Raw genomic sequence first — 23,650 nt, forward strand, 5'->3', positions numbered from 1 at the left:
GGCAAGCCTTAGCTGCCTCGCATCAACCGAAAGTCTTAGCCTTCAACCCGCGTCAAATCCGCCGCCTGCAAGCAAATGCCGCGAATGCGAGACAGCAGGTTCAGACGGTTGCGGCGCACAACTTCGTTGTCGCTGTTGACCTGCACCGCCTCAAAGAACGCATCAATCGGTGCCCGCAGCGACGCCATGGTGCCCATGGCCAAGGCAAAGTCCTCGGACCCAAGAGCCGCCGTAATCGCGCCATCTGCGCCATCCAACGCCGCAAAGAGCGCCTTCTCGGTCTCGTCCTCGGCGAATTTCACATCCGCACCATAGGAATACTCGACCCCGTCTTTTTCTTCGGCCTGGGACAGAATGTTGTTGGCCCGCTTAAAGCCCTGCAACAGGTTTTCACCATCCTCGGTCGACATAAAGTCCTGCAACGCCTGCGCACGGGCTACCAGAAGCGCCAGATCATCATTTCCAGGCATCGCGATGCAGGCATCAATCACGTCGTGGCGAATGCCCTGATCCCGCAAATAAACCTTGAGACGATCGTGGAAAAAGCCCAGCAAATCTCCCGACACATCCGGCAGGCTCTCGCGCAGCTTGTCCAAATGCTTGGGCAACTCGCCATCCACGGCCGCTTTGATGGTATGAAACACCGCGCCTAGAACGCCATGATCGGCGATCTCGACTTCAATGTCTTTTGCCAACGCATCCGTCAGCATGTCATCTTCGCTCTGATGCGCTTCGTGGCGCAGCAACTGGCGTTCAAAATGCGCATCCAGCGGCATCCGCAACCCATTTTCCAGCACCAGCCGGATCACACCTAACGCAGCGCGGCGCAGCGCAAACGGGTCTTTCGATCCCGTCGGTTTTTCGTCAATCGCCCAGAAACCGGTGAGCGTATCCAGCTTGTCCGCCAGCGCCACAGACACCGAGACCGGTGCGCCAGGCACGTCATCAGACGGCCCCAAAGGCGAGTAGTGTTCTTCAGCAGCGGCCGCGACCTCAGCCGGATGACCTGCGGTCTCTGCATAGTACCGGCCCATTAGGCCCTGCAATTCGGGGAATTCGTAGACCATTTCCGAACTCAGGTCCGCCTTGGCCCACCGTGCCGCTGTATCCGCAACCACAGCTTCGGCACCCGCCACCGGCGCCAGTTCCGCCGCCAATGCAGCGATCCGACCGATCCGGTCGCCCTGGCTGCCCAGCTTGTTGTGGAAAGTCACATTGTCCAGACTTTCAAGCCATTCCGCCGCACCTGTCGAAGCCACGCGAATATCGTTTTCCCAGAAGAATTTGGCATCTGAAAGACGCGCAAAAAGCACCTTCTGGTTGCCCGCCAGAATGGTCGCGCCCTGATCGGCGGTCTCACGGTTGGCAACGGTGATGAACTTCTCGATCCGGCCCGTCTTGGGGTTCTTCACCGAGAAGAACTTCTGATGCTCTTTCATCGAGGTCTGAAGCACCTCGGGCGGCAGTCCAAGGAAATCCTCGGCAATGTCACCCATCAGCACTACGGGCCATTCCACCAGCCCAGCGACCTCAGCCAGCAAACCCTTGTCTTCAACAACTTCCATGCGCTGTGCGAAGGCCATGTTGGTCGCTTCTGACCAAATCGCCTCGGCGCGCTCTTCCGCATTCAGGATCACCCGATCACGCTTCAGCTTAGCCTCATAGTCCTCAAAACCATGCACCGCGAACCGGCCGCTGCCCATGAAGCGATGCCCCTCGGTGGTGTCACCCGCCGTGATGCCATCTACATCCATCGCCACAACCTCGTGGCCTTCGTCGGAAGACAGCACACAAAGGATCGAATGCAACGGACGCACCCAACGCAAGGACCCCGCGCCCCAGCGCATCGACTTCGGCCAAGGGAAATTGCGGATCGCATCTTCCAGAACCTCGGCCACAATCTCCGCCGCCGGACGGCCCGGTTTGGTTATCGTCGCGAAATAGACAGCGCCCTTGGGCGTGTCGCGCTCTTCCAGATCTTCGCGCGCAACACCAGCCCCGCGCAGGAACCCTTCCAGAGCCTTTTCTGGCGCGCCGACCTTCGGACCCTTGCGTTCTTCCTTCACCGTTGGGCTTTCCGACAGCAAATCCTCAAGCGCCAGCGTCAGACGACGAGGCGTCGAAAATGCCTTTGCGCCGCCATAGGTCAAACCGGCCTCCACCAGACCGTCAGTGACCTTTTTCTTCAGGTCATCAGCGGCCCGCGCCTGCATGCGCGCGGGGATTTCTTCGGAAAACAGTTCGATCAGCAGGTTAGGCATGATGGATCCTTAGAAGTTCACAATCGCCTGAATGACGATGGCGTTGGCGATATCTACAAAAAAGGCCGAAACCAAGGGCAAAACCACAAATGCGAGCGGCGCAGGGCCATATCGCTTGGTCACGGCGGTCATATTGGCGATGGCTGTAGGCGTCGCGCCCAGCGAGAAGCCGGCAAAGCCCGAGGCCAGCACGGCAGCATCATAGTTGCGCCCCAAAAGCGGAAAAAGCAGCAGGATCACAAGCGCCACAGTGGTCACAGTCTGGAAGGCAAGCGTGCCAAGAATGGCCGCCCCCAATCCGTTCAACGTGGCAAAGTCCAACGTCATAAGCGAAATCGCCAAAAACGTGCCCAGCGCGAATTCGGAAATCACGGCCAAAGTTGGCGTGCGTGCCACTTGTGGCGCATTGGAAAAAACCGTGCTGTGCAGATTGCCCAGCGCGATACCCACGATCAAGCACGGCACAAACAGTGGAAGCATCAACCCAAGCTCGGACAGGACTCCGTGCAAAACGTACCCAAACAGAATGGCCAGATGCAGCATCAGCATCACCCGCATCAGACTTTCGTGCGAAATGTCGCTCTTGGCGCTGTCCTCGTCCTCAAAGGAGACACCGACCACATCCTCATCTTCATGCGCTTCCGACTTCAACTTGTGCCGCGACACCAGATACTTTGCCACGGGACCACCGACCAAAGACGCCGCAATCAGCCCGAGTGTCGCCATAGCCACACCGAGCTCCGAGGCGCCCTGAAGTCCTGTCACCTCGGCCACATTCGGCGCCCATGCAATTGCCGTGCCATGCCCGCCAATCAACGCCGCCGAACCAAACAGAACTCCGGATTGCATCGGAAAGCCAAACATTGCCGCGCCTGCGATGCCAATCGCGCTCTGAAGCAGGATTGCGATGAACGTCAGCACCAGCAAAAGCGCCAAAAGTTTGCCGCCCGATACCAAATCCGCGAGCCGTGCGTTTAGGCCGATACCGGCAAAGAACAGCACCAGAAAGTAGTCCCGCGCGCCCATCTCGAAATCGAGAGTCACGCCAACAACTGCGGCAATCAGCCCGAAAAGGACAGCGGCAATCAAACCGCCCGTGACAGGCTCGGGAATGTTGAACTCCCGCAAGAACGCGACCTTGCGCGTCAGCCGCGCCCCAAGCAGAAACACCGCAAACCCGAGGGTCGCAGTAATAAAACTTGGTATGACTATCGCGCCCGCCATGATCTAGTCCTCAGGTTTGGCCGGACAATGTGCTGGCAAAGGATCACCATCAAATGCAATCTCACCGCATTCGTTGATCTCGTGCCACACGAAACCACGGCCATCCGGCATAATCGCAACCAGCCGATCAATGCCATAGATCACTTCTTTCTGCCCCATAAAGGCCAGCGCCTCACCTTGTTCCAACGCGACGCCAATTTCCTTTGCGTCGAAACAGTCAAACCACTCCGGAGCGTTGCGCGGTTCGGCGTGTTCCACCATCTCATAAGTCTCGGTGAGCAAAGCTTCGCTCATCTTGGTGGTGAAACAGGCTCGATACCGAATGGGGGAACTGTCCGCGTCAATCGCCTTGAAGTTCTCATACAAAATTGGCTCAGGCTCACCGGTTACGAGCAACGTCAGTTGAACATCATCCTTCGCCCCCGAGGCCTCGACGGTGTCATAAAACCCGTAGACCTGAAGCCAATAAAGCGCCACGCCTCCGACCAAAGCTGTCAGCACGATCACCGCTCCTATGATTTTGCCGGTCATCCGGTTGCTCCTCTAAGTGACATCGGGCTACTGTTGCGCAACTCCGCGCAAGACAGAAATCTTGTCACAAGCGCTTTCAACGCTTCACTACTTACATACGGCGTACCATGTCCGAAGACTTTGCTATCACCATGTTCGGTGCTTTGTTCGCCGTGATGAACCCGTTCATCAACCTGCCTGTTTTCCTTAGCCTGACCCATGACCTTGACCAGTCGGAACAGCGCAAAACCGCCCTTCAGATCATTACATACACCGCGATTGGCTGTGCCATTATCGCTGTCGGCGGCTCGCAAATCCTGAACTTCTTCGATGTCTCGATAGATGCCTTCCGCGTCGCAGGCGGCATGGTTCTGATCTCTATCGGATTCAACATGCTGAACGGGCGCAACAGCACCGCGCACCATCGCACCGAACGCGAAAAGGAAGTTGGCGCCAAGGTTGTCGCCGACAGCATCGCCTTTTACCCGATGACCTTCCCGATGCTCATCGGTCCCGGCACGATCACTACGCTCATTCTCGCCGCTCAACGTGTCGAACAGCCCGAGGGCTGGATTGTTTATGCGGGCTGTATTGGCGTTGTGCTGGCCCTCATGGCCATTGTATTTTTCTTTGCCAGCAGCATCGGTCGATACCTCAGCGTCACCGCGCGCACGATTATGACACGCCTGATGGGCATGATCCTGATCGCAATCGCCGTCGGCATGGTAGCCGAAGGCGTCAAAGTTCTCTTGCCCGGACTTGCCTGACACCAAGATCACGCGGCGTGCCCTCCGGCCTCGGTCAACACAAAGGCATCCGCGCATTGTTTCGCCAAGGCGCGCACGCGACCAATATAGGCCTGCCGCTCCGTGACAGAAATCACGCCCCGTGCATCCAACAGGTTAAACAGGTGGGACGCCTTGATACACTGATCATAAGCGGGATGCGCCATGATGATGCGCTTGCCGGTTTTCGGATCTACATGCTCCTGCGCGAGGATTTTCTCGCACTCGGCTTCCGCTTCTTCGAACTGCTTGAACAACACATCGGTGTTCGCGACGTCAAAGTTCCAACGGCTGTATTCCTGCTCGGTCTGCTTGAACACATCGCCATAGCTCAGCGCGATATCCGCATCGGGGCTGTTAAACGGCATGTCCATCACGTGATCCACGCCCAGCACATACATCGCCAGACGCTCCAGACCATAGGTAAGCTCGCCGGACACCGGATGACAGTCATGGCCGCCAACCTGCTGGAAATAGGTGAACTGGCTGACTTCCATACCGTCACACCAGACTTCCCAGCCAAGCCCCCACGCGCCAAGCGTCGGGCTTTCCCAGTCGTCTTCCACGAAACGGATGTCGTGCATTTCCATATCGATGCCAATCGCCGCCAGCGAGCCAAGGTACAGCTCCTGCAAATTGGGCGGGCTCGGTTTGATCAGCACCTGATACTGATAGTAATGCTGCAAGCGGTTCGGGTTCTCGCCATACCGCCCGTCAGTCGGGCGACGCGACGGCTGCACATAGGCCGCAGCCCAGTGTTTGCTGCCCAATGACCGCAAAGTCGTCGCGGGGTGGAACGTACCGGCACCCACTTCCATGTCATAAGGTTGCATGATCGCACAGCCTTTCTCGGCCCAATAGGCCTGAAGACGCAGGATGATCTCCTGAAAGCTGCGGGGTTTGCCGTCAAATTGTGTCATGCTTGATCCCTCTGGAAACGCGGGTCTTGCTTAAGCGGATGCGCCAGCGGGGTCAATTGCACCCTCGCGCAAATTAGACGTGCAACACAGCGGGAAACTGCTAAATAGGTCAGACAAGAACAATGTCATGAGTTTCAGGGGCTCCTCCGAACATGTTGCGCACACTTCTGTCGCTGATTTTTTCAATCACCATTTCAATTTCTGCCGTTTCGGCACAATCCACCGAAGATACCGTCTGGGTTCAACTCGAGGCTCAGCCCAGCCTGACCGTCGCACAGGACCGAATCCGCGGCTATGCCGCGACCATGCAAGATGTGAACGGGTTTTCTCTGGGCGGCGGTTGGTATGCCGTAGCCCTCGGGCCTTACGTGCGCGAGGACGCCGAGCGTGTCCTACAAGTCTATCGCGCCGAGGGTGTGATCCCGATCGACAGCTACATCGCAGTGTCAGCAGACTACCGCAGCCAGTTCTGGCCGGTGGGCGCAAACCTGCTGGATGGCGTTGCTCCAGCCGCACCGCAAATCACGCAGGACACACAACCCGATGCGGTTGTGGTTGTCGAAGAGCCCGCACCGCAAGAGCCCGAGGTGCCTGATGAAACCGTCCGCGAGGCCCGTTCCTCGGAGGCAGCATTGTCGCGTGAGCAAAAAATGCAGTTGCAGGTCTATTTGCAATGGGGCGGCTATTATAACTCCGGCATCGATGGGGCCTTTGGCCGTGGCACCCGCAACTCGATGGCCAATTGGCAAGCCGACAACGGCTTTGATCCCACAGGCGTTTTGACAACCCGTCAGCGCGACACTCTCCGCGGCCAGTACTTTGCTGTTCTCGAAGGCATGGACTTGCGCCTTGTGTCCGATTTGGACGCAGGGATCGAGATGCAAATTCCCACCGGCGTCGTGCGCAAAGCCGCGAGCGAATACCCGTTCGTGCGCTTTGAAGCCAGCTCCGACCTGCCCGCCACCGTGCTCCTGATCAGTCAGGCGGGTGATCAAAACACGCTCTTTGGTCTCTATGACATCATGCAAACGCTGGAGGTTGTACCTCTGAACGGCCCGCGCGAGCGCAAGAAATCGTCCTTTACCCTTGTGGGCGAAAACGCCGACATCATCTCCTACACCCAAGCAGCGCTTGAGGACGGAGAAATCAAGGGCTTTACCCTTGTCTGGCCCGCCGGTGATGAAGAACGCCGCACCCGTATTCTCAATGAGATGAAGGCGAGCTTTACCCGCATCGATGGCACCCTCGATCCCGCCGCGGGTGACGATGATGCGCAAAGCATCGATCTGATTGCCGGTCTTCAAGTGCGCAAACCGCGCCTGTCTCGCTCCGGTTTCTTTGTCGACACGCGCGGCCATGTTGTGACCACCGTCGAAGCCGTGGCAGCCTGTGAAAAGGTCACGCTCGAAGGCGAATATGAAGCCAATGTGACCCTCATCGACGAAGCCCTAGGAATCGCCATTCTCAGCCCGAAAGCGGCGCTGGCTCCGATGGGCGTGGCCTCGTTGCGCTCTGGAGCGCCGCGTTTGAAATCCGAAGTCGCCGTGTCTGGCTATAGCTACGAAGGTGCGCTGGGCGCACCCACCATGACCTTCGGGCAGCTCTCCGACGTACGCGGCCTTGGCGGCGAACAAGAGCTGACGCGCCTTGCTCTGGCCCCACAGCCCGGTGATGCGGGCGGGCCGGTGTTTGACGCCGCGGGCTCGGTCTTCGGCATGCTCCTTCCGCGCGCCACCGACACCGCCCAGCAGTTGCCGAGCGAAGTGAACTTCGCGGTCAACGCTGACGCCATCCGCACCCTTTTGGTGCAAGAGGGTATTGCGACGGGCACCGCCGACACTGGTACCACCCTCGCACCGGAAGACCTGACAAAAATGGCCAGCGGCATGACCGTTCTGGTCAGCTGCTGGTAATCTTACTTTCCGCAAAACGCCAAAGGCCCGAAGCAGTGCTTCGGGCCTTTTCTTTGTCTGGACAGCGAAATTGGATGCGTCTTTCAGGACAGGGCCGAGGTCATCCGGATCAATGTCGGTCGGTCCACCTGAAATGCCTCCGTCAAAGCAGCTTGTAGTTCGTCCAACGTTGCAGGCTCCGTTGCGAGGCACCCATAGCTCTCTGCCAACTTGCAGAAATCAGGGTTCAGCGCGACAACTGCATTGGGCGCAATCTGGCTTGCCACCATGCTGTCCTCGATCTCTTTGAGTTTGTGGTTGTCCCACAACAAAATCGGGATCGGCAGCTTCATCTCAACCGCCGCACCAAGTTCCTGCACCGTGTACTGGAACCCATAGTCGCCGGCGATACACACCGTCGGCTTGCCGCGCCGCGCCATCGCGCCGCCAATCGACGCCGGCAGCGCATAGCCCAAAGTACCAAAACCGGTTGGATGGTGCCAAAATCCCGGTTGATCGATATCCCAGACTTCCTTTGCGACATAGGCAAACTGAGTCATGTCTGAATAAATCATCGCATCCGCAGGCATCACCTCCCGCAAGGCATCACAGATACCCGCAATCCCCGGACGCTCCGCATCGCTTTCCGCGCGGAACCGCGCCTTGGCGTCGGCAATCTCTTTCGCAGACCATTTGGCAGGCATCACCTCATCCGGCAAATCGTCCCGCATCGACAAGGCAAAGGCAAAATCCGCGCGCATTTTCATCACAAACGAGAACGCATCCGCCAGAACCGTGGTGTCCGCCCGATGCCGATCCACCAGAACCTCAGGGTCGATATCCACGCGAACGAACTGCCCCGTGTGGCCCAGCTCATCACGCCACAAGTCACACTCGCTCAATTCCGTGCCGATCGCGATCACCAGATCGCTCTCGCCAATGATCCGCTTGCTTTCGGCCCGCCCCAGATAGGTGCCAAAACTCATCTCGTCATCCGACGCCAAAAGGCCGGAGCCTGCATAGGTCATGAAAGCAGCAGCGCCGGTTTCCTTAAGCAACAAACGCATGTGCAAGGCCGCTGCGCCGCCAGAAACCGCCAACCCTCCGCCTAGAATGAACAGCGGCTTACGCGCATTCAGAAGATCCAGCGCAATCCCACGCATGTCCCCGGCTTCCAAGCCGGGATGGCTTTCCATCGCGCCTGGGACCGTCGCGGGCGCCTCAGGCGCCATCTCCCCCAACAGGCCAATGGGCACCTGAATGTGCTTTGACCGCGGACGTTTCGTTTCAAATTCGACAAAGGCCCGATCAATCAGGTCATAAGCCGCGCGCGGGCTGCGCGCCTCCTCGGACCAATCGCAAACCGTTGCCGCAGCAGCGCGCTGATCCTTCATCTGATGCAACTGACCACGATGGCCGACGTGCTCGTCAAGACAGCTCGAAATCGTCAGCACCGACACGCTGTCGGAATAGGCCTGCCCCAGCGGCGTCATGATGTTGCACAGCCCGGGTCCGGTGATGACATAGGCCACCCCCGGCTTGCCACTGGCCCGCGCATAGCCATCCGCCATGAACCCCGCGCCCTGCTCGTGGCGCGCAAGAACATGCGTGATGCCGGCCTCTTCGATGCCGCGATACATCTCGACATTGTGCACACCGGGAATGCCGAAAATCACATCCACACCGCGCGATTTCAACATATGTGAAATCTGCGCTCCCAAGGGGCGCATTGCCTCACCCTTTTGACCCATCAGGCCCTCCAGAATTGAACAGTAAAGAGTACATAAACCGCCAACAGCTCCAGCCGGCCAATCAACATGCCTGCTGCCAAAAGCCATTTGGCCGTATCATTGAGTGTCGCGAAATTGCCCGCGGGACCGATGATATCCCCCAATCCCGGACCGATATTTGCCAGCGCCGCCGACGCCCCCGAAAGCGCCGTTGTGAAATCCAGCCCCGTAAGCCCCAAAAGCACGGACAAAACGCCAAGCGACACCACGAAGAACACAAAGAAACTCATCACCGAGCTCAACACATCATCCTCGATTTTGCGCCCCTGATAGGTCGCTGCGAACACGCCGCTCGGATGCTGAATTTTTCGGATCTGCACTTTGATGGACGCGAACAAAAGCTGATAGCGGAACACTTTGATCGAGCAGGCCGTCGACCCCGCGCAGCCCCCGATCAGCCCCGCAAAAAACAGCACCGCCACCGGAAACCCGCCCCAAAGCATATAATCTGCGCTCGCGTATCCGGTTCCGGTCAGGATCGAGACTGAATTGAACATCGCCTTGCGCAGCCCCTCTTCTGAGCGCACCCCCATGACCATCACCTGCCACAAAACCAGCATTGTCACGATCACCAACGCAATAAAGAAAAACATGCGGATCTGGCTGTCTTGAAACAACGGTTTGGCGCTGCCTGCGGTCAGCTGGACAAATCGAACAAACGGCAGGGCCGCGAGGAACATGAAGATCACCGCCACATATTCCGAGCCCGATCCGAACGCTCCGAAAGAGGCGTCATAGTTCGCAAATCCCCCGGTCGCGATGGTCGTCATCGCATGCACCAAACTGTCAAACTTGCCCATGCCGGTGATGCGGTAAGCCAAGGCACAAATGGCGGTCAACGCCAGATAAATCACCGAAATCCGGCTCGAAATCTCTGTGGCACGCGGCAAAATTTTTCCAAAAGTATCAAAGCCTTCGCTGCGGAAAATCTGCATACCGCCAACCCGAAGCTCCGGCAAAAACACCATGGCCACAACAATGATACCAATGCCGCCCAGCCATTGCAGAAGGCCCCGCCAGAACAAGATCCCACGTGGCAAATCCTCAAGACCGGAAAACACCGTCGACCCTGTGGTTGTCAGACCTGACATGGCCTCAAAAAACGCATCCACTACACGGGCTTCGGTGGCGCCAAACACAAATGGCAACGCCCCAAACATCGGCAAAGCAAGCCACACGCCGGTGGTCAGCAAAAAGGTTTGCTGCAAGGTCAGTCGCGACCCACGCCCGTTGTGACAGGACAATGCCACCAGCCCCCCCATCAGAAACGTGGTCAAAGCGCTGGCGAAAAATGCGCTCCAATGAGGATCGTTGTCATACAGATCAATCGCCATCGGCAACAGCATGACAACCCCGAGGCTCGCCACCAAAAGGCCAATCAGATATGCAACGGGTCGCAGGTCAAACATGGGCGCAGGGTTGGCCGCTCACTCGCCGCCTGTCAAGCACCCCCAGTCCACCAAAACAGCGCCGGACCGCCTGTCTTGGCGGCAGGGCGGCAAAAACGACCTCTCAAAAGTCACGCGCGACCATCGTAGTTCTACCCTACGTGGAACAGCGTAGAAAACAGTTTCGGGTCAAGGCTTTGCGCCTCAAAGAACGGCCCATCGGTCAGAATGCTGACCGCGTCGTGGCTGTGCAGGCTTTCCTGATGGCTCGCGATCACGCGGAAATCGCCAATCCGCGGATCGGCCTTCAATTGCTCGCAGAACAGCCGTGCCGCATCTTCCACAAAGATCGGATTGGCCGCGTTCAACTCCGCAAACGCCTGTTCATCCTCGCGTTTGACCATCACCTGCGTTTCCGTCGGCACCGCTGCTCGGGCCAGATCAATCAGATCCTCGAACCACAGCATACCATCGGTCACGTTCACCGAAATCCGCGCCACCGAGCGTTGCGAATGAGGCGTTGCCAATTGCCCGCGTTCTGAGCGCGCATGTTCGGATAACTCCAGCGAACATGGACAGGTCGAGGAATACACATAATCCAGATGCATCACTTTATGCAGCTGCCCGTCCTGTTGCACCTTTTCCAACGCAAAATCGTAGTATTGATACCCCTGAAGACCAGAGCGCAGCGAATTGATCTTCATCGGATAGGAAAACCGCATCTGGAGCCGCGCATCAAAGCTCTCCAGATCGGTGATGTAATCGGCCAAAGCCGCCTCCATCACTTCAAAGCTGAAGGTTTTTTCTGCGTGTTTGTAAAACGAACGCATGATGCGGGACATGTTGATGCCCTTTTTGTCCGCCTCAAGACTCACAGTTCCGGTCACGCTGGTTTGCAGGCTGATGTCGCCATTGTCGCGGGTATGAAACCGGATCGGCAGGCGGAAGTTGGAAATTCCGACGTGCTGGATCTGCTGCTTTTCCCCTTTGATCAGGCTGGACGGTCCATTCTGCAAATCAGGCAAAGATTTTCGGTACTCCGGCGTGACCTCAAAATTCTCGTCATAATGACGCGACAGCGCAGGATAATTCGCTTTCAACTGATCTGGCAAAAGACGCGCCACAGAGGGATCAAGCTCGGCAATCTCGGTCACAGACGCAACTTTGGCCCAAGCGCGCAAGGTCTCAAGCGCCGCCTCCGCCTCTTTGCGGGAAATCTCGTCGTTTGATTTTGGAGTCTGCATGTTCATGATCCAAGCCACCTTTCGCGCCTCAACGCCGGTCTAACTTAATGACACGGCGGGCTAAATGCCAATTACGCATTCTATTACGCTCAAAGCGACGTTGCGGATCGATTTGCCGCAACGAAAAAGGCGGGCCGCGGCCCGCCTTTCAACCCTGACGCAGCCCCAAGGCCCGCGTCTTGTTTCGATTTTCTGGCGTTGGCTATGCCTGTGACGCCGCAACCGCCTGCGTGATGTCCTTGATCAGATCGTCCGTGTCTTCCAATCCCACAGAGAACCGCACAAGACCGGACGTGATGCCAAGTTCCGCCTTCTGGTCTTCAGGCAGACGTTGATGGGTTGTGGTTGCCGGATGGGTTGCGATCGACTTGGCGTCCCCGAGATTGTTGGAAATCACCGCAATCTCCAGCGCATTCAGAAACTTGAACGCTGCCTCTTGGCCACCTTTCAAGTCAATCGACAAAACCGTGCCGCCCTTGCCGCCCAATTGCGTCTGCACCAGCGCATTCTGTGCATGCGCCTTCAATCCCGGATAGATCACCCGCTCCAAGGCCTCACTGCCCTCAAGCGCTTCGGAGATCGCCAAGGCACTCGCAGCCTGCGCCCGCACTCGCAGATCAATGGTTTCAAGCCCTTTAAGCAGCACCCATGCATTGAACGGGCTCATGCTGCCGCCAGTATGTTTCATATAGGGTTCAACCGTCTTGCGGATGAACTCCTGCGTGCCAAGGATCACGCCGCCCAAACAACGTCCCTGCCCGTCGATGTGTTTGGTCGCCGAATAAATCACCGCATCCGCACCCTGCGCAATCGCGCCGCTGAAAACGGGCGTCGAGAACACATTGTCCACAACAACCTTGGCGCCTTTGGCGTGCGCGATCTCGGCAACGGCAGCCACGTCGATTACCTCAAGCGTCGGGTTGGACATGCTTTCAAAAAACACTGCCTTGGTGTCGTCGCGCACCGCCGCGCGCCATTCATCAAGGTTGGTGCCATCCACAAATGTCACCTCAACGCCAAAGCGGCCAAGAATTTCCTCAAGGATGTATAGGCAAGAGCCAAAAAGCGCCTTGGCACTGACCACGTGGTCGCCCGCCTTCAGCATTGAGGTCAACGCACCGCTGACCGCTGCCATACCGCTGGCTGTGGCAAAGGCATCTTCTGCGCCTTCCAGTGCCGCAATGCGTTCTTCAAACATCGCCACCGTCGGGTTGCCATAGCGGGCATAAATGAATTCATCCGGGCCGGTCTCGATAAACCGCGCTTCGGCTTGCTCGGCGCTGTCGTAAACAAACCCTTGGGTAAGGAAAATCGCCTCGCTCACCTCATTGTATTGGCTGCGTCGCGTGCCACCATGCACCAGTTTTGTGCGTGTGTTCCAATCGCTCATCTTTGTCTCTCCCGGGCCATCGTGAGCGGCCCAAATAAAAAGCCCCGTTCCGGCCAAGCGGAAGGGGCTCCTTCGTCTCGACCTCTTTAGCGGCATGTTTAACGTGGCCCGCAATCCGGTAACAAATCGCCACGCCAGCGACCTACGCCGCAGGTGCAAAAAGGTCAAGACCATTTGACCGCAAGCCCCTTGCGAGCGCGGCTGAAACCGGCATCATGCCTCACGAATATGCAAAGGATGCGCCATGACTGCCCCCATCGACCTTTATTACTGGCCCACGCCCAACGGTTGGAAAGTCTCGATTGCCCTCGAAGAGATGGGGCTCCCCTACACCACCCACCTCATCAACCTTGGCAAAGGCGATCAGTTTGCGCCCGATTTTCTGAAAATCGCGCCCAACAACCGCATGCCCGCCATCCTTGATCCCGACGGGCCTGACGGCAAACCCATGTCCGTTTTCGAAAGCGGCGCCATCCTGCAATACCTCGCCCGCAAAACAGGGCGCTTCATGGGCGCCACCGAGCGTGACCGCATCGCGGTTGAAGAATGGCTGATGTGGCAAATGGGCGGGCTCGGACCAATGGCCGGCCAAACACACCATTTCCTGAAATACGCGCCTGAGGACATCGCCTACGCCAAAGACCGCTACCGCAGCGAAACCGCCCGACTCTACGGTGTGCTCGACCGACGGCTTGCCGAACGCGAATACGTCGCCGGTGACTTCTACTCCATCGCAGACATGTCGATCTGGGGCTGGGCCTCGCTCTGGGAAGGTCAGGAGCAAAGTCTGGAGGACAAACCGCACCTCGCGCGCTGGCTCAAACAGCTCTGGTCCCGCCCCGCCCTGCGCCGCGGCCGCGCGCTGCAAGCAGACCTGCGTGGCGACCGCTCCGACACATGGGTGCAGGCAGACCTGTTTCCGCCCACCTAAGGCTCCCGCCCCCTTCGATGCCTGCCGGCATCTGCCAGCGGTTGGGGGCAGCTCAGCTGCGCTGAGCCTGTGGGTATCTATGGCCAGGAAAAACGTGCCTTCCTATTGCCGAAAATACCTCGGGGGTGAGGCCGAAGGCCGAGGGGGCTGGCCCCATATATGCACCCCCTGAGCCAGCTTCCGCCCGCTCTGCGCTTGCACCGCCAAAGCCTGCGCGCTAAAGGCTGTAGCCAAGTTCTAATCCGGAGAGTTCAAGCGATGTCGATTGACGAAAGCACCGCCGCCAAAGTGGCGAAACTGGCCCGCATCAAGGTCGAAGAAGACGCCCTGCCCGCTCTGGCGCAGGAATTCAATGCCGTGCTTGGCTTTATCGAACAGCTCAACGAGGTGGATGTTGAGGGCGTGGAGCCGATGGTTTCAGTCACCCCGATGCGTCTGAAGCGTCGCGAAGACGTGGTGACGGATGGCGACCAGCAAGAGAAAGTCCTCTCCAACGCGCCCGACGCGCGCGAAGGTTTCTTCACTGTTCCCAAGGTGGTCGACTAACCGTCCCTCCTTTCCGATTTTTGCCCGATATCCAGAAGGCGCACCCGATATGACCGATTTGACCAAACTCACCCTTGCCGGCGCACGCGACAAACTGCGCGCAGGCGATGTGACCTCCGTGGAACTGACCGAAGCGTTCCTGACTGCCATCGACAAGGCCGACGCGCTCAATGCGTTTGTTCACAAAACACCGGAACTGGCGCTGGAACGCGCCAAGGCGGCCGACGCCCGCATCCAGGCCGGCGACGCACCTGACATGTGTGGCCTGCCCATCGGCATCAAAGACCTGTTCTGCACAAAAGGCGTGCCAAGCCAAGCCGCCAGCCGCATCCTCGAAGGCTTCACGCCGGAATATGAATCGACCGTTTCCCAGAAACTGGAAGACGCAGGCGCCGTCATGCTGGGCAAGCTCAACATGGATGAATTCGCCATGGGCTCGTCTAACGAAACCTCCGTTTATGGCAACGCCATCAACCCGTGGCGTCGTGGCAATGACGACGCAGACCTGACCCCGGGTGGCTCCTCCGGTGGTTCCGCCGCTGCCGTGGCCGCTGACCTGTGTTTGGCCGCAACCGGCACCGACACCGGCGGCTCGATCCGTCAGCCTGCGGCCTTCACAGGCATCACCGGCATCAAGCCCACCTACGGCCGCTGCTCACGCTGGGGTGTTGTCGCCTTTGCCTCCTCGCTGGATCAGGCAGGCCCGATGACCAAAGACGTGCGCGACGCCGCCATCATGCTTGAGGCCATGTGCGGCCACGACGCCAAAGACAGCACTTCCTCCGAGCTGGCTGTGCCGAACTTCGAGGCCATGCTGACCGGTGACATCAAAGGCAAAAAAATCGGTATCCCCAAGGAATACCGCATGGACGGCATGCCCGCCGAGATCGAAAAACTCTGGGCCGAAGGCACCGAAATGCTCAAGGCCGCAGGCGCCGAGATCGTCGACATCTCCCTGCCGCACACCAAATACGCCCTGCCAGCATATTACGTGATTGCACCGGCAGAAGCCTCGTCCAACCTCGCGCGTTATGACGGCGTGCGCTACGGCCACCGCGCCACCTTGGGCGCAGGCGACGGCATCACCGAGATGTACGAAAAAACCCGCGCCGAAGGCTTCGGTCACGAAGTACAGCGCCGCGTGATGGTTGGCACCTATGTGCTGTCGGCTGGCTTCTATGACGCCTACTACAACCGCGCCCGCCGCGTGCGCACGCTGATCAAGCAGGACTTTGAAAACGTCTTCGCCCAAGGTATCGATGCGATCCTGACGCCCGCCACCCCATCTGCGGCCTTTGGCGTTGGCGAGATGACCGACGCCGACCCGATCCAGATGTACCTCAACGACGTCTTCACTGTGACTGTGAACCTCGCAGGTCTGCCTGGTGTGTCGGTCCCCACCGGCCTCAACGACCAAGGTCTGCCTCTGGGTCTGCAACTCATCGGGCGCCCGTGGGAAGAAGGCGATTTGCTAAACACCGCCTATGCTCTGGAACAGGCCGCAGGTTTTGTAGCCAAGCCCGCGCAATGGTGGTAAAACCAAGCCAAAGCTAAAAGAGCAGGCAAGGTTACAATGACACGGTTTTTCCTCACAGGGTGCGCTCTGGTGGCGCTGGCAGCATGTCAGCCCGCCATTCCCGACAGCGCCGCGGGCGTGGGTTTTGACAACATCCACAACTCTCCCGAAGCGCGCGCCAAACGTGACGCACAACTGAGCGGAACCGCCCTACCCAACCCGCAAGCAGTCAGCGGCGAAACCATTCCCGCCGCCCCGACTGTGGCGGCGGCGCCTTTGGCAACAACGGCAACAGCCTCCGCCCCGCCGGCACCTGCCCCCGCACCAGTGGCCCTCGCACCGGCCGCCACCGCGACCACGTCCGAAGCCGCCGAGATCGCGCGCGAAACCCAGTCTGCTCTGAATGCGGCCTCCGTCAATTCCGGCCAACAGCCGCTTGACGCCAGCCCATCAAATCCGGCACCCGAGGTATTTTCCAACCCCGGCATCTCTGACAACAGCTTTGGTACCGTTGGGGATCAGCGCTCCATCGAAGCCGACGCCGCCCAGCGGGAACGCAACAAGGCGCAATATCAGGTTGTCACCCCAGGCGCCGTGCCGACCCGCTCGGGCAGCACCGGACCCAACATTGTGGCCTATGCTTTGTCGACCACCAATCCGGTCGGCGTGAAACAGCACAGCCGCCTAAAGCTGAAAACAGCAGCTCAATACGAAGCGGCCTGTTCCGCATACCCAAGTTCGGACCTCGCCCAAATCGCTTTCCTTGAAAAAGGCGGGCCCAAGCGCGACCGACTCGGGCTTGATCCTGACGGCGACGGCTTTGCCTGCGATTGGGATCCGACCCCTTTCCGCAGCGTGTCTGGCAACTGAACCTTGGCCGACGCGCCCAAGATCATAGATCATCCATCTCCGAACTTCGGGCCGCGCCGCGACGGGTTGCGGCCCGAATTCATTGTTCTGCACTACACCGCCATGGACACCGCAGAGGCCGCTCTGGGCCGTCTCTGCGATCCCGACCCCGAGGTCTCAGCGCACTACCTGATCTGTGAAAAAGGGCGTATTTTCAAACTTGTGGACGAAGATATGCGTGCATGGCACGCGGGCGCTGGCACGTGGCAAGGCAAGACCGATCTCAATTCCCGCTCCATCGGGATTGAACTGGACAATCGCGGCACACACCCGTTTTCCGAGCCGCAAATGACGGCGCTTGAGGCCCTGCTGCCCGCGATCATGACCCGATGGGACATTCCCGCCTCCGGCGTCATCGGTCATTCCGACATGGCACCGGGGCGCAAATTCGACCCCGGCCCGCGCTTTGACTGGCGCCGGTTGGCCCTTGCGGGGCTCGCCGTATGGCCGGACGGGCGACAGGCCGTTGGTGACTGGGCAACCGCCGCTTCGCGCCTTGGCTATGACACAGACATCCCCGAAGCCCTAAGCGCCTTCCGCGCAAGGTTCCGCCCTTGGGCCAAAGGCCCACAGGACGCCGAGGATGTGCGCATTGTGACGCGCCTGACGTCCTGATCTCCCGCCGCTGTCCTGCAGCCGGCACCCTTCCATTGACCCGCGCCACCTTTCGCCCTACACCGCCCCTGCGCAGAGGGCCGGATGGCCGCGGGGGCATTTGCCCGCGAGGAAAGTCCGGACTCCACAAGGCAACGGTGCCGGGTAACGCCCGGCCGGGGAAACCCGAGGGATAGCGCCACAGAGAACAGACCGCCTTTGTCCGCAAAGGTAAGGGTGAAACGGTGGGGTAAGAGCCCACCGCGGACTTGGCAACAAGGACGGCACGGCAAGCCCCACCGGGAGCAATGCCAAATAGGGACCGCGCGTGAGCAATCACAGGGCTGCTTTGGCCCGAGCAGGTCCGGGTTGGCAGCTAGAGAGCGTCTGGCAACAGGCGCTCTAGATGAATGGTCATCGAACCGGGGCAACCCGGGGAACAGAATCCGGCTTATAGGCCCTCTGCGCGTATCCCCCACTCACCGCCTGACGTCGGCTGATGCTGTTCTTCCAGAGGGATCTCCTCTGCCCAAGTCGTCCGCGGCCTGCTGAATGACCTTGGCAATCGCCGAGATACGCGCGAATTTTGCCCGCCCCTGCCGCGTGATCAGCCAAAGATCCTGAAATCTCTGCTGCATCAGCGAAACCACCATCAGCTTTGCCTTGTCTGGGAAGGCTTCCACGCCAGACCGAGGCAGTATTGTGTAACCCAGCCCCTGTGCGACCGGCACCGGAATTTGCCCGATCTGATTGACCGAAGTTCTTACCTTCAGGCGGTCCGACCCTTTGAAATCATCAGGAAAATTCGCCGAGAACAGCTCATCGGCATAGGCGAACCCATCCGGATGTCCAACCATGCCCAACGCTTCCAGCGCGCCCAGATTCAAATTTTCTGTTTGATGGCCTGCCGGCACCACAAGGCAGAGTTCTTCGTGTGCCATATGCGTGGCCTTCAACCTCGGGTGATCAGGATTCCTTGCCACCACCCCCAGATCAAGCCCCCCTTCCAGCACCGCGTTGACAATGCTGGCTTGTGGGGCCGCCGTGACATTCACCACCAACTCCGGCGCTTCGCGCAACTGTTCAAGCATCAACGGATACATCCACATCGCAAAACTGCCGGAACAGCCGACATTCACGACGCCGGTTTTGGGGTCATCCAGCGTCACAACGTCCTGCAACGCCCGCTCCTGCGCCCGCCTGTCGCGCCCAACTTTTAGAACCGCCTCACCCGCAGGCGTCACTGAAAAAGCCTTACCATCTTGTGTAATCAAAGGCTTGCCCACCTGCGCTTCCAGCTTTCGCAGATGTTGCGACACGCCCGGCTGGGTCATGCCCAATTGCTGCGCAGCGCGTGTGAAATGCCCCACATCGCAAAGTGTGGTAAAGGTCTCAAGCCAGGTTGCATTTAGCACGATCATTCCAAAATATTATCAAAAACATACAATATGATAATTTCACAAGCCGATCAAAGCCACCTATTTCTTGATCACATTCTGAAAAGGACACTGACATGACCCCGACCCCCCGCACATTCTCCCACATCGGCCTTTCCGTTCCCGATCTGGACAGCGCCGTCAAATTTTATTCCGAGGTGCTAGGATTTTACGTCATAATGCAGCCCACCGAGATCCTCGAGGACGACAGCGACATCGGCCAGATGTGCACCGATGTCTTTGGTCCGGGCTGGGGTAAAATCCGGATTGCCCACCTCGCCACTGCAGATCGCGTTGGCATCGAGCTTTTTGAATTCGACGGCAACACAGCCCCCGCGAACAACCTGAACTACCGCCAACACGGTACATTCCATTTCGCCATTCAAGACCCCAACCTCGAAGACCTGCTTGCGAAAATCGTTGCCGCAGGTGGCAAACAGCGTATGCCCGTGCGCGAGTATTTCCCCAACGATAAACCCTACCGCATGGTCTACGTCGAAGACCCCTTTGGCATCGTGTTTGAACTCTACAGCCACAGCTACGAGTTGACCTATTCCGCAGGCGCTTACGAGTAACGCTCTTTGGCATCCCCGTTGCGCGGGGATGCCCACCTTCCGTTGCAGGACCCCACCTCCTTTCGGTGTTTTCCCTTGACCACTCCCCCGCTAAGGTCAGCGCATCTTTTGCAACAAAAGCCTGACCATGACGCCCTTTGAAATCATTGCCCTGCGCCAAACGCTGAAATTTGTCTTTCTCGCCGTTGGCCTGATTGCCACCCTGATCTATGCGGTCTTTTTCTGTCACCGCCCGCCAAGTCGCGCCAAAACCATCGTCAAGGCCATCCCCATGCCAGCATTTGCCGCCGCCGCATGGATCAGCTTCGGCCACCCCGCCGTCACCATTGCGCTTTTGCTCTCGGCAGTTGGCGACATTGCCCTGTCCCGCGACGGCGAGCGCCCGTTCCTGATTGGGTTGATCGCCTTCGCCACAGCCCATGTGGCCTTCATCATCCACTTCTGGACCATTGGCGCGGGTCCGCTGGATGCTCCTTGGTATCTGATCGCAGCGATTGCCCTTTTTGCGCTCTCAACCGAACGTTGGCTGATCCCTTTCACTGGCGATATGCGCTGGCCCGTGCGCATCTATGTGGTCCTGATCGCCCTCATGGGCCTTACGGCGCTTGGCCTGCCCACAATGCCGCTCGCCACCATCGGTGCCTTTGCGTTTTTGGCGTCTGACACCATCCTGTCGCTGCAACTCTTTCGCATGTCCGACACCTCCCGCCTCCAACGCCCTGCCTCCGTCGCGCTTTGGTTGCTGTATGCCGGCGGGCAGTTCCTGATCCTCGCTGGCAGCGGTTGGGCCACGCCGCTCTTTTAAGTCCAACCGAATAATACTAAGTGGAGTGAGGACGTTTTCCGGAGGCCCCAATGGCGTTTTTTTCCAAACTCAAAGACCGCTTGTTCAAATCTTCTTCCAAACTCGAAGAAGGGCTTGATGCCATTGTCGAGGATGGCGGTCAGGAAGAAGCCGTCGAGGCCCCTGTATCTCAGCCTGAGCCACAACCGGACCCAACGCCTGCCCCGACACCGGAACCGACGCCAGAGCCTGATCCGCAGCCTGAACCAGAACCCGCGACAGAGCCCACGCCAGAACCCGTCACTGCACCTGAACCGGAGCCTGCATCCGAACCAGAGCCGTCTCCTGAACCTGCCCCCGCACCTGCTCCGAAACCCGAACCAACTCCAGCACCCGCCGCGACAAAACCCGGCCTGCTTGCCCGCCTCACGGGCCGCACCGTCGCGCCGACCGAGGTCAAGCGCGAGCTCGACGACGACATGCTGGAACAGCTCGAAGAGCTGTTAATCGCGGCGGACATGGGCGTCGACACCGCCCTGCGCGTCACCGCCAACATCGCCGAGGGCCGCATGGGACGCCGCGTTTCTTCTCGTGAAATCAAAGAGATGCTTGCCGCCGAAGTGGCCCGCATCATGGACACAGTCGCGCGCCCGATGCCGCTTTACCCGTCCAAACCGCAGGTCGTGCTTGTGGTGGGCGTGAACGGGTCGGGCAAAACAACCACTATCGGCAAACTCGCCAGCCAGTTCCGCGCAGCGGGCAAATCCGTAGTTATCGCCGCCGGCGACACCTTCCGCGCAGCGGCAGTCGAGCAACTGCAAGTCTGGGGCGAACGTGCCGGTGTGCCGGTGCTCACCGCACCCGAAGGTTCTGACCCTGCATCGCTCGCGTTTGACGCCATGACCAAAGCCGAGGCGGACGGCGCCGATCTTCTGATGATCGACACCGCAGGGCGATTGCAGAACCGTCAGGACTTGATGGAAGAACTCGCCAAAATCGTGCGCGTGATCCGCAAGAAAGATCCCGATGCGCCGCACAACACATTGCTGGTGCTCGATGCCACGACCGGCCAGAACGCCATTTCGCAGGTCGAGACCTTCCAGAAACTCGCCGACGTGTCGGGCCTCGTGATGACCAAACTCGACGGCACTGCGAAGGGCGGCATTCTGGTCAGCCTCGCGGACAAATTCGGCCTGCCGATCCACGCCATTGGTGTCGGGGAACAGATCGACGATCTGCAACCTTTTGATCCCGAAGAGTTCGCCGCCGCGCTGACAGGTCTGGAGAAAAGCTAAGGTGCAAGCTTCGACCCGGAAACAAGGTGACATAGTCTCCGCCGGGTCCCGCCCGCCTCACATAGAGAACCCTGATCCATGAGCGATTGGCTGATCTCTCTCGAAGGCACTGACGCAGGCCATCAAGTGGCCCTCATCCTAGCGCTGGCCGCCGCCTTTCTGCATGCCGTCTTCGGAGCTCTACAGAAAGGCCGGCACGACCCGTGGCTCACCCGCGGCGCGATTGATTTCTCCTACGCCGCAATGGCCGCACCCTTTGCGTTCTTTGTCGTCCCATGGCCGGAACCCCACATGTGGCCGATCTTCGCAGGCGCGTTCGTCATCCATTTGGGCTACAAATTCCTGCAAAGCTGGGCCTACACCAAAGGCGCCTTTACAGTCGTCTACCCTGTCGTGCGCGGCACCGGCCCCTTCTTCACTGTCATCGGGGCTTACCTGATCTTTGGTGAAACCTTCACAGGATACCAATGGCTTGGCGTGCTGGTCCTGATGTCGGGCATCCTCGGTCTCGCGGTCTACAACATGGTCTTTATGACCGAAGGCCGTGACACGCTCGTGTCTGCCATGGTCATTGCCCTCTTCACCGGCTTCTTCGTCGCGCTTTACACCACCTATGACGCCTACGGCATTCGCGCCACCGCCGACCCGTTCACCTTCCTTGCGTGGTTCTTCCTGATCGACGGCCTTGTCTTTCCCGTCCTCGCCTTCCTGCGCTGGCGCTCGATGACTGACGCACCCGCGCCCGGCCCTCTGATGCTGCGGGGCTTCTTTGGAGGTCTGGTGGCTTTCGCCAGCTTCGGTTCCGTCATGCTCGCCACGCGGCTGGACAAAGTTGGCGAAGCCGCCGTGTTGCGCGAAACCTCTCCGATCTTTGCTGCGCTTATCGGCTGGCTGGTGCTCAAGGAAACCGTCGGACCGCGCCGCATTGCCCTTATGGCATTGATTGCCGCTGGCGCTGTGATAGTTGAGATCGGAGGATAACAGGAGCGCCCATGTCTGACCAAACGCCAGATCAGCCGGAAAAAAAGATCAACCCGATGCTCAAAATGGGCTTGGAACTGGGACCAATCGTCCTGTTTTTCATCGGCTACATGCGCCTGAAAGACCAGGTTTTCACCATTGGTGGCACTGAGTATCAGGGATTTATCATCGTCACCGCGTTGTTCGTGCCCCTGCTGATTTTGACCACCGGGATCCTGTGGAAACTCACCGGCCATCTGTCCAAGATGCAGATCATGACGCTGGTTCTCGTGATCGTGTTCGGCGGCCTCACGGTTTGGCTCAACGATCCCAAGTTCATCAAAATGAAGCCGACGATCCTTTATGCAGCCTTTGGCGGCATTCTCGCGGTTGGCCTCGCACGCGGCCAATCATATCTGCGTCACGTGATGGAAGGCATGATGCCGCTTGAGGACGAAGGCTGGATGATCCTCACCAAACGCCTGATGCTGTTCTTTTTTGGCCTCGCAATCGCCAACGAACTTGTCTGGCGTTTGATGAGTGAACAAGCCTGGGTCAACTTCAAAACTTTTGGCCTGACGGCGGCGGTGTTCGGGTTTTTCATGACGCAAAGCAAAGTCTTCTCCGAATATGGCATCGAAGAAGACGAGGACGCCGAGTAAAGGGGGCTTTGCCCCCGTTGCAGCAAGCTGCGCCTCCC

The 23,650-nt window shown here is 58.8% G+C and carries 21 protein-coding genes, 1 other RNA gene and 1 riboswitch; of the genes, 13 read left to right on the top strand and 9 right to left on the bottom strand.

Going from position 1 to position 23,650, the window contains the following annotated elements; translation table 11 throughout:
* Nucleotides 1-35 precede the first annotated feature (35 nt).
* From glyS to BM069_RS07060, 3 genes are read right to left on the bottom strand one after another with little or no spacing between them, the layout of a single operon-like run.
* Complete coding sequence (glyS, locus tag BM069_RS07050) at nucleotides 36-2,261, bottom strand: glycine--tRNA ligase subunit beta (protein ID WP_093322198.1); 2,226 nt, start codon at nucleotides 2,259-2,261, stop codon at nucleotides 36-38.
* Nucleotides 2,262-2,270: 9 nt separating this feature from the next.
* Nucleotides 2,271-3,485 carry a sodium/glutamate symporter gene (gltS, locus tag BM069_RS07055; protein ID WP_093322201.1) on the bottom strand — a complete coding sequence of 405 codons (1,215 nt, stop codon included), beginning with the start codon at nucleotides 3,483-3,485 and terminating at the stop codon, nucleotides 2,271-2,273.
* A gap of 3 nt (nucleotides 3,486-3,488) precedes the next feature.
* Nucleotides 3,489-4,016 carry a DUF6446 family protein gene (locus tag BM069_RS07060; protein ID WP_093322203.1) on the bottom strand — a complete coding sequence of 176 codons (528 nt, stop codon included), beginning with the start codon at nucleotides 4,014-4,016 and terminating at the stop codon, nucleotides 3,489-3,491.
* A 107-nt stretch (nucleotides 4,017-4,123) separates the two neighbouring features.
* Between BM069_RS07060 and BM069_RS07065 the strand changes: the two genes are divergently transcribed.
* A complete protein-coding gene (locus BM069_RS07065; RefSeq protein WP_093322207.1) occupies nucleotides 4,124-4,762 on the top strand; it encodes a MarC family protein in 639 nt (212 codons plus the stop codon).
* 8 nt (nucleotides 4,763-4,770) lie between these two features.
* On the opposite strand, the gene BM069_RS07070 is transcribed toward BM069_RS07065, so the two are convergent.
* Nucleotides 4,771-5,700: a glycine--tRNA ligase subunit alpha gene (locus tag BM069_RS07070; RefSeq protein WP_093322210.1), complete on the bottom strand. Its 930-nt coding sequence runs from the start codon at nucleotides 5,698-5,700 to the stop codon at nucleotides 4,771-4,773.
* Nucleotides 5,701-5,852: 152 nt separating this feature from the next.
* Here BM069_RS07070 and BM069_RS07075 point away from each other — a divergent pair, with 152 nt between their 5' ends.
* Nucleotides 5,853-7,613 carry a trypsin-like peptidase domain-containing protein gene (locus tag BM069_RS07075; protein ID WP_093322213.1) on the top strand — a complete coding sequence of 587 codons (1,761 nt, stop codon included), beginning with the start codon at nucleotides 5,853-5,855 and terminating at the stop codon, nucleotides 7,611-7,613.
* An 83-nt stretch (nucleotides 7,614-7,696) separates the two neighbouring features.
* Here BM069_RS07075 and BM069_RS07080 read toward each other — a convergent pair whose 3' ends face one another.
* The 4 genes from BM069_RS07080 to metZ all read right to left on the bottom strand — a co-directional run bounded on the left by BM069_RS07080 (nucleotide 7,697) and on the right by metZ (nucleotide 13,404).
* Nucleotides 7,697-9,343, bottom strand: coding sequence for a thiamine pyrophosphate-binding protein (locus BM069_RS07080; protein WP_244503556.1), 1,647 nt, complete (start codon nucleotides 9,341-9,343; stop codon nucleotides 7,697-7,699).
* Complete coding sequence (locus BM069_RS07085; RefSeq protein ID WP_093322215.1) at nucleotides 9,343-10,791, bottom strand: TrkH family potassium uptake protein; 1,449 nt, start codon at nucleotides 10,789-10,791, stop codon at nucleotides 9,343-9,345. The genes BM069_RS07080 and BM069_RS07085 overlap by 1 nt, the downstream gene beginning before the upstream one ends.
* A gap of 131 nt (nucleotides 10,792-10,922) precedes the next feature.
* Nucleotides 10,923-12,020 carry a GTP cyclohydrolase FolE2 gene (gene folE2 / locus BM069_RS07090; RefSeq protein WP_093322218.1) on the bottom strand — a complete coding sequence of 366 codons (1,098 nt, stop codon included), beginning with the start codon at nucleotides 12,018-12,020 and terminating at the stop codon, nucleotides 10,923-10,925.
* A 196-nt stretch (nucleotides 12,021-12,216) separates the two neighbouring features.
* On the bottom strand, nucleotides 12,217-13,404 hold the full coding sequence (gene metZ / locus BM069_RS07095; RefSeq protein WP_093322220.1) for an O-succinylhomoserine sulfhydrylase: 1,188 nt from the start codon (nucleotides 13,402-13,404) through the stop codon (nucleotides 12,217-12,219).
* A 65-nt stretch (nucleotides 13,405-13,469) separates the two neighbouring features.
* A riboswitch (SAM riboswitch) is annotated at nucleotides 13,470-13,547 on the bottom strand.
* Nucleotides 13,548-13,648: 101 nt separating this feature from the next.
* Here metZ and BM069_RS07100 point away from each other — a divergent pair.
* The 6 genes from BM069_RS07100 (at nucleotide 13,649) to rnpB (ending at nucleotide 18,370) form a co-directional block, all read left to right on the top strand.
* A complete protein-coding gene (locus BM069_RS07100) occupies nucleotides 13,649-14,335 on the top strand; it encodes a glutathione S-transferase N-terminal domain-containing protein (RefSeq protein ID WP_093322223.1) in 687 nt (228 codons plus the stop codon).
* 258 nt (nucleotides 14,336-14,593) lie between these two features.
* Nucleotides 14,594-14,881 (top strand): Asp-tRNA(Asn)/Glu-tRNA(Gln) amidotransferase subunit GatC, encoded by a 288-nt coding sequence (gatC, locus tag BM069_RS07105; RefSeq protein ID WP_093322226.1) that lies wholly within the window; start codon nucleotides 14,594-14,596, stop codon nucleotides 14,879-14,881.
* A 49-nt stretch (nucleotides 14,882-14,930) separates the two neighbouring features.
* Nucleotides 14,931-16,418, top strand: coding sequence for an Asp-tRNA(Asn)/Glu-tRNA(Gln) amidotransferase subunit GatA (gene gatA, locus BM069_RS07110; protein WP_093322228.1), 1,488 nt, complete (start codon nucleotides 14,931-14,933; stop codon nucleotides 16,416-16,418).
* 36 nt (nucleotides 16,419-16,454) lie between these two features.
* Nucleotides 16,455-17,267, top strand: coding sequence for a hypothetical protein (locus BM069_RS07115; RefSeq protein WP_093322231.1), 813 nt, complete (start codon nucleotides 16,455-16,457; stop codon nucleotides 17,265-17,267).
* A gap of 3 nt (nucleotides 17,268-17,270) precedes the next feature.
* Nucleotides 17,271-17,921: an N-acetylmuramoyl-L-alanine amidase gene (locus BM069_RS07120; protein WP_093322234.1), complete on the top strand. Its 651-nt coding sequence runs from the start codon at nucleotides 17,271-17,273 to the stop codon at nucleotides 17,919-17,921.
* Between the two features lie 72 nt (nucleotides 17,922-17,993).
* Nucleotides 17,994-18,370: RNase P RNA component class A (gene rnpB, locus BM069_RS07125), an RNA gene on the top strand.
* A gap of 9 nt (nucleotides 18,371-18,379) precedes the next feature.
* Here the strand turns inward: rnpB and BM069_RS07130 are convergent.
* Entirely contained in the window at nucleotides 18,380-19,315 is a 936-nt protein-coding gene (locus BM069_RS07130) for a LysR family transcriptional regulator (RefSeq protein ID WP_093322827.1), read from the bottom strand.
* A 98-nt stretch (nucleotides 19,316-19,413) separates the two neighbouring features.
* Between BM069_RS07130 and BM069_RS07135 the strand changes: the two genes are divergently transcribed.
* From BM069_RS07135 to BM069_RS07155, 5 genes are all read left to right on the top strand, one after another.
* Nucleotides 19,414-19,911 (top strand): lactoylglutathione lyase family protein, encoded by a 498-nt coding sequence (locus tag BM069_RS07135; protein WP_093322236.1) that lies wholly within the window; start codon nucleotides 19,414-19,416, stop codon nucleotides 19,909-19,911.
* Between the two features lie 127 nt (nucleotides 19,912-20,038).
* On the top strand, nucleotides 20,039-20,716 hold the full coding sequence (locus BM069_RS07140; RefSeq protein WP_093322239.1) for a lysoplasmalogenase family protein: 678 nt from the start codon (nucleotides 20,039-20,041) through the stop codon (nucleotides 20,714-20,716).
* Nucleotides 20,717-20,766: 50 nt separating this feature from the next.
* Nucleotides 20,767-21,990 (top strand): signal recognition particle-docking protein FtsY, encoded by a 1,224-nt coding sequence (ftsY, locus tag BM069_RS07145; protein ID WP_093322241.1) that lies wholly within the window; start codon nucleotides 20,767-20,769, stop codon nucleotides 21,988-21,990.
* 78 nt (nucleotides 21,991-22,068) lie between these two features.
* Nucleotides 22,069-22,971, top strand: coding sequence for an EamA family transporter (locus BM069_RS07150; protein WP_093322244.1), 903 nt, complete (start codon nucleotides 22,069-22,071; stop codon nucleotides 22,969-22,971).
* Between the two features lie 11 nt (nucleotides 22,972-22,982).
* Nucleotides 22,983-23,612: an inner membrane-spanning protein YciB gene (locus BM069_RS07155; RefSeq protein ID WP_093322246.1), complete on the top strand. Its 630-nt coding sequence runs from the start codon at nucleotides 22,983-22,985 to the stop codon at nucleotides 23,610-23,612.
* The last annotated feature ends 38 nt before the right edge of the window (nucleotides 23,613-23,650 follow it).

The organism is Shimia haliotis (genome assembly GCF_900114415.1).
GTDB lineage: Bacteria > Pseudomonadota > Alphaproteobacteria > Rhodobacterales > Rhodobacteraceae > Shimia > Shimia haliotis.

Excerpts from the sequence above, each read along its gene's own strand:
- glyS (WP_093322198.1), bottom strand. The coding sequence starts at position 2,261 with ATGCCTAACCTGCTGATCGAACTGTTTTCCGAAGAAATCCCCGCGCGC.
- gltS (WP_093322201.1), bottom strand. The coding sequence starts at position 3,485 with ATGGCGGGCGCGATAGTCATACCAAGTTTTATTACTGCGACCCTCGGG.
- BM069_RS07060 (WP_093322203.1), bottom strand. The coding sequence starts at position 4,016 with ATGACCGGCAAAATCATAGGAGCGGTGATCGTGCTGACAGCTTTGGTC.
- BM069_RS07065 (WP_093322207.1), top strand. The coding sequence starts at position 4,124 with ATGTCCGAAGACTTTGCTATCACCATGTTCGGTGCTTTGTTCGCCGTG.
- BM069_RS07070 (WP_093322210.1), bottom strand. The coding sequence starts at position 5,700 with ATGACACAATTTGACGGCAAACCCCGCAGCTTTCAGGAGATCATCCTG.
- BM069_RS07075 (WP_093322213.1), top strand. The coding sequence starts at position 5,853 with ATGTTGCGCACACTTCTGTCGCTGATTTTTTCAATCACCATTTCAATT.
- BM069_RS07080 (WP_244503556.1), bottom strand. The coding sequence starts at position 9,343 with ATGGGTCAAAAGGGTGAGGCAATGCGCCCCTTGGGAGCGCAGATTTCA.
- BM069_RS07085 (WP_093322215.1), bottom strand. The coding sequence starts at position 10,791 with ATGTTTGACCTGCGACCCGTTGCATATCTGATTGGCCTTTTGGTGGCG.
- folE2 (WP_093322218.1), bottom strand. The coding sequence starts at position 12,020 with ATGAACATGCAGACTCCAAAATCAAACGACGAGATTTCCCGCAAAGAG.
- metZ (WP_093322220.1), bottom strand. The coding sequence starts at position 13,404 with ATGAGCGATTGGAACACACGCACAAAACTGGTGCATGGTGGCACGCGA.
- BM069_RS07100 (WP_093322223.1), top strand. The coding sequence starts at position 13,649 with ATGACTGCCCCCATCGACCTTTATTACTGGCCCACGCCCAACGGTTGG.
- gatC (WP_093322226.1), top strand. The coding sequence starts at position 14,594 with ATGTCGATTGACGAAAGCACCGCCGCCAAAGTGGCGAAACTGGCCCGC.
- gatA (WP_093322228.1), top strand. The coding sequence starts at position 14,931 with ATGACCGATTTGACCAAACTCACCCTTGCCGGCGCACGCGACAAACTG.
- BM069_RS07115 (WP_093322231.1), top strand. The coding sequence starts at position 16,455 with ATGACACGGTTTTTCCTCACAGGGTGCGCTCTGGTGGCGCTGGCAGCA.
- BM069_RS07135 (WP_093322236.1), top strand. The coding sequence starts at position 19,414 with ATGACCCCGACCCCCCGCACATTCTCCCACATCGGCCTTTCCGTTCCC.
- BM069_RS07140 (WP_093322239.1), top strand. The coding sequence starts at position 20,039 with ATGACGCCCTTTGAAATCATTGCCCTGCGCCAAACGCTGAAATTTGTC.
- ftsY (WP_093322241.1), top strand. The coding sequence starts at position 20,767 with ATGGCGTTTTTTTCCAAACTCAAAGACCGCTTGTTCAAATCTTCTTCC.
- BM069_RS07150 (WP_093322244.1), top strand. The coding sequence starts at position 22,069 with ATGAGCGATTGGCTGATCTCTCTCGAAGGCACTGACGCAGGCCATCAA.
- BM069_RS07155 (WP_093322246.1), top strand. The coding sequence starts at position 22,983 with ATGTCTGACCAAACGCCAGATCAGCCGGAAAAAAAGATCAACCCGATG.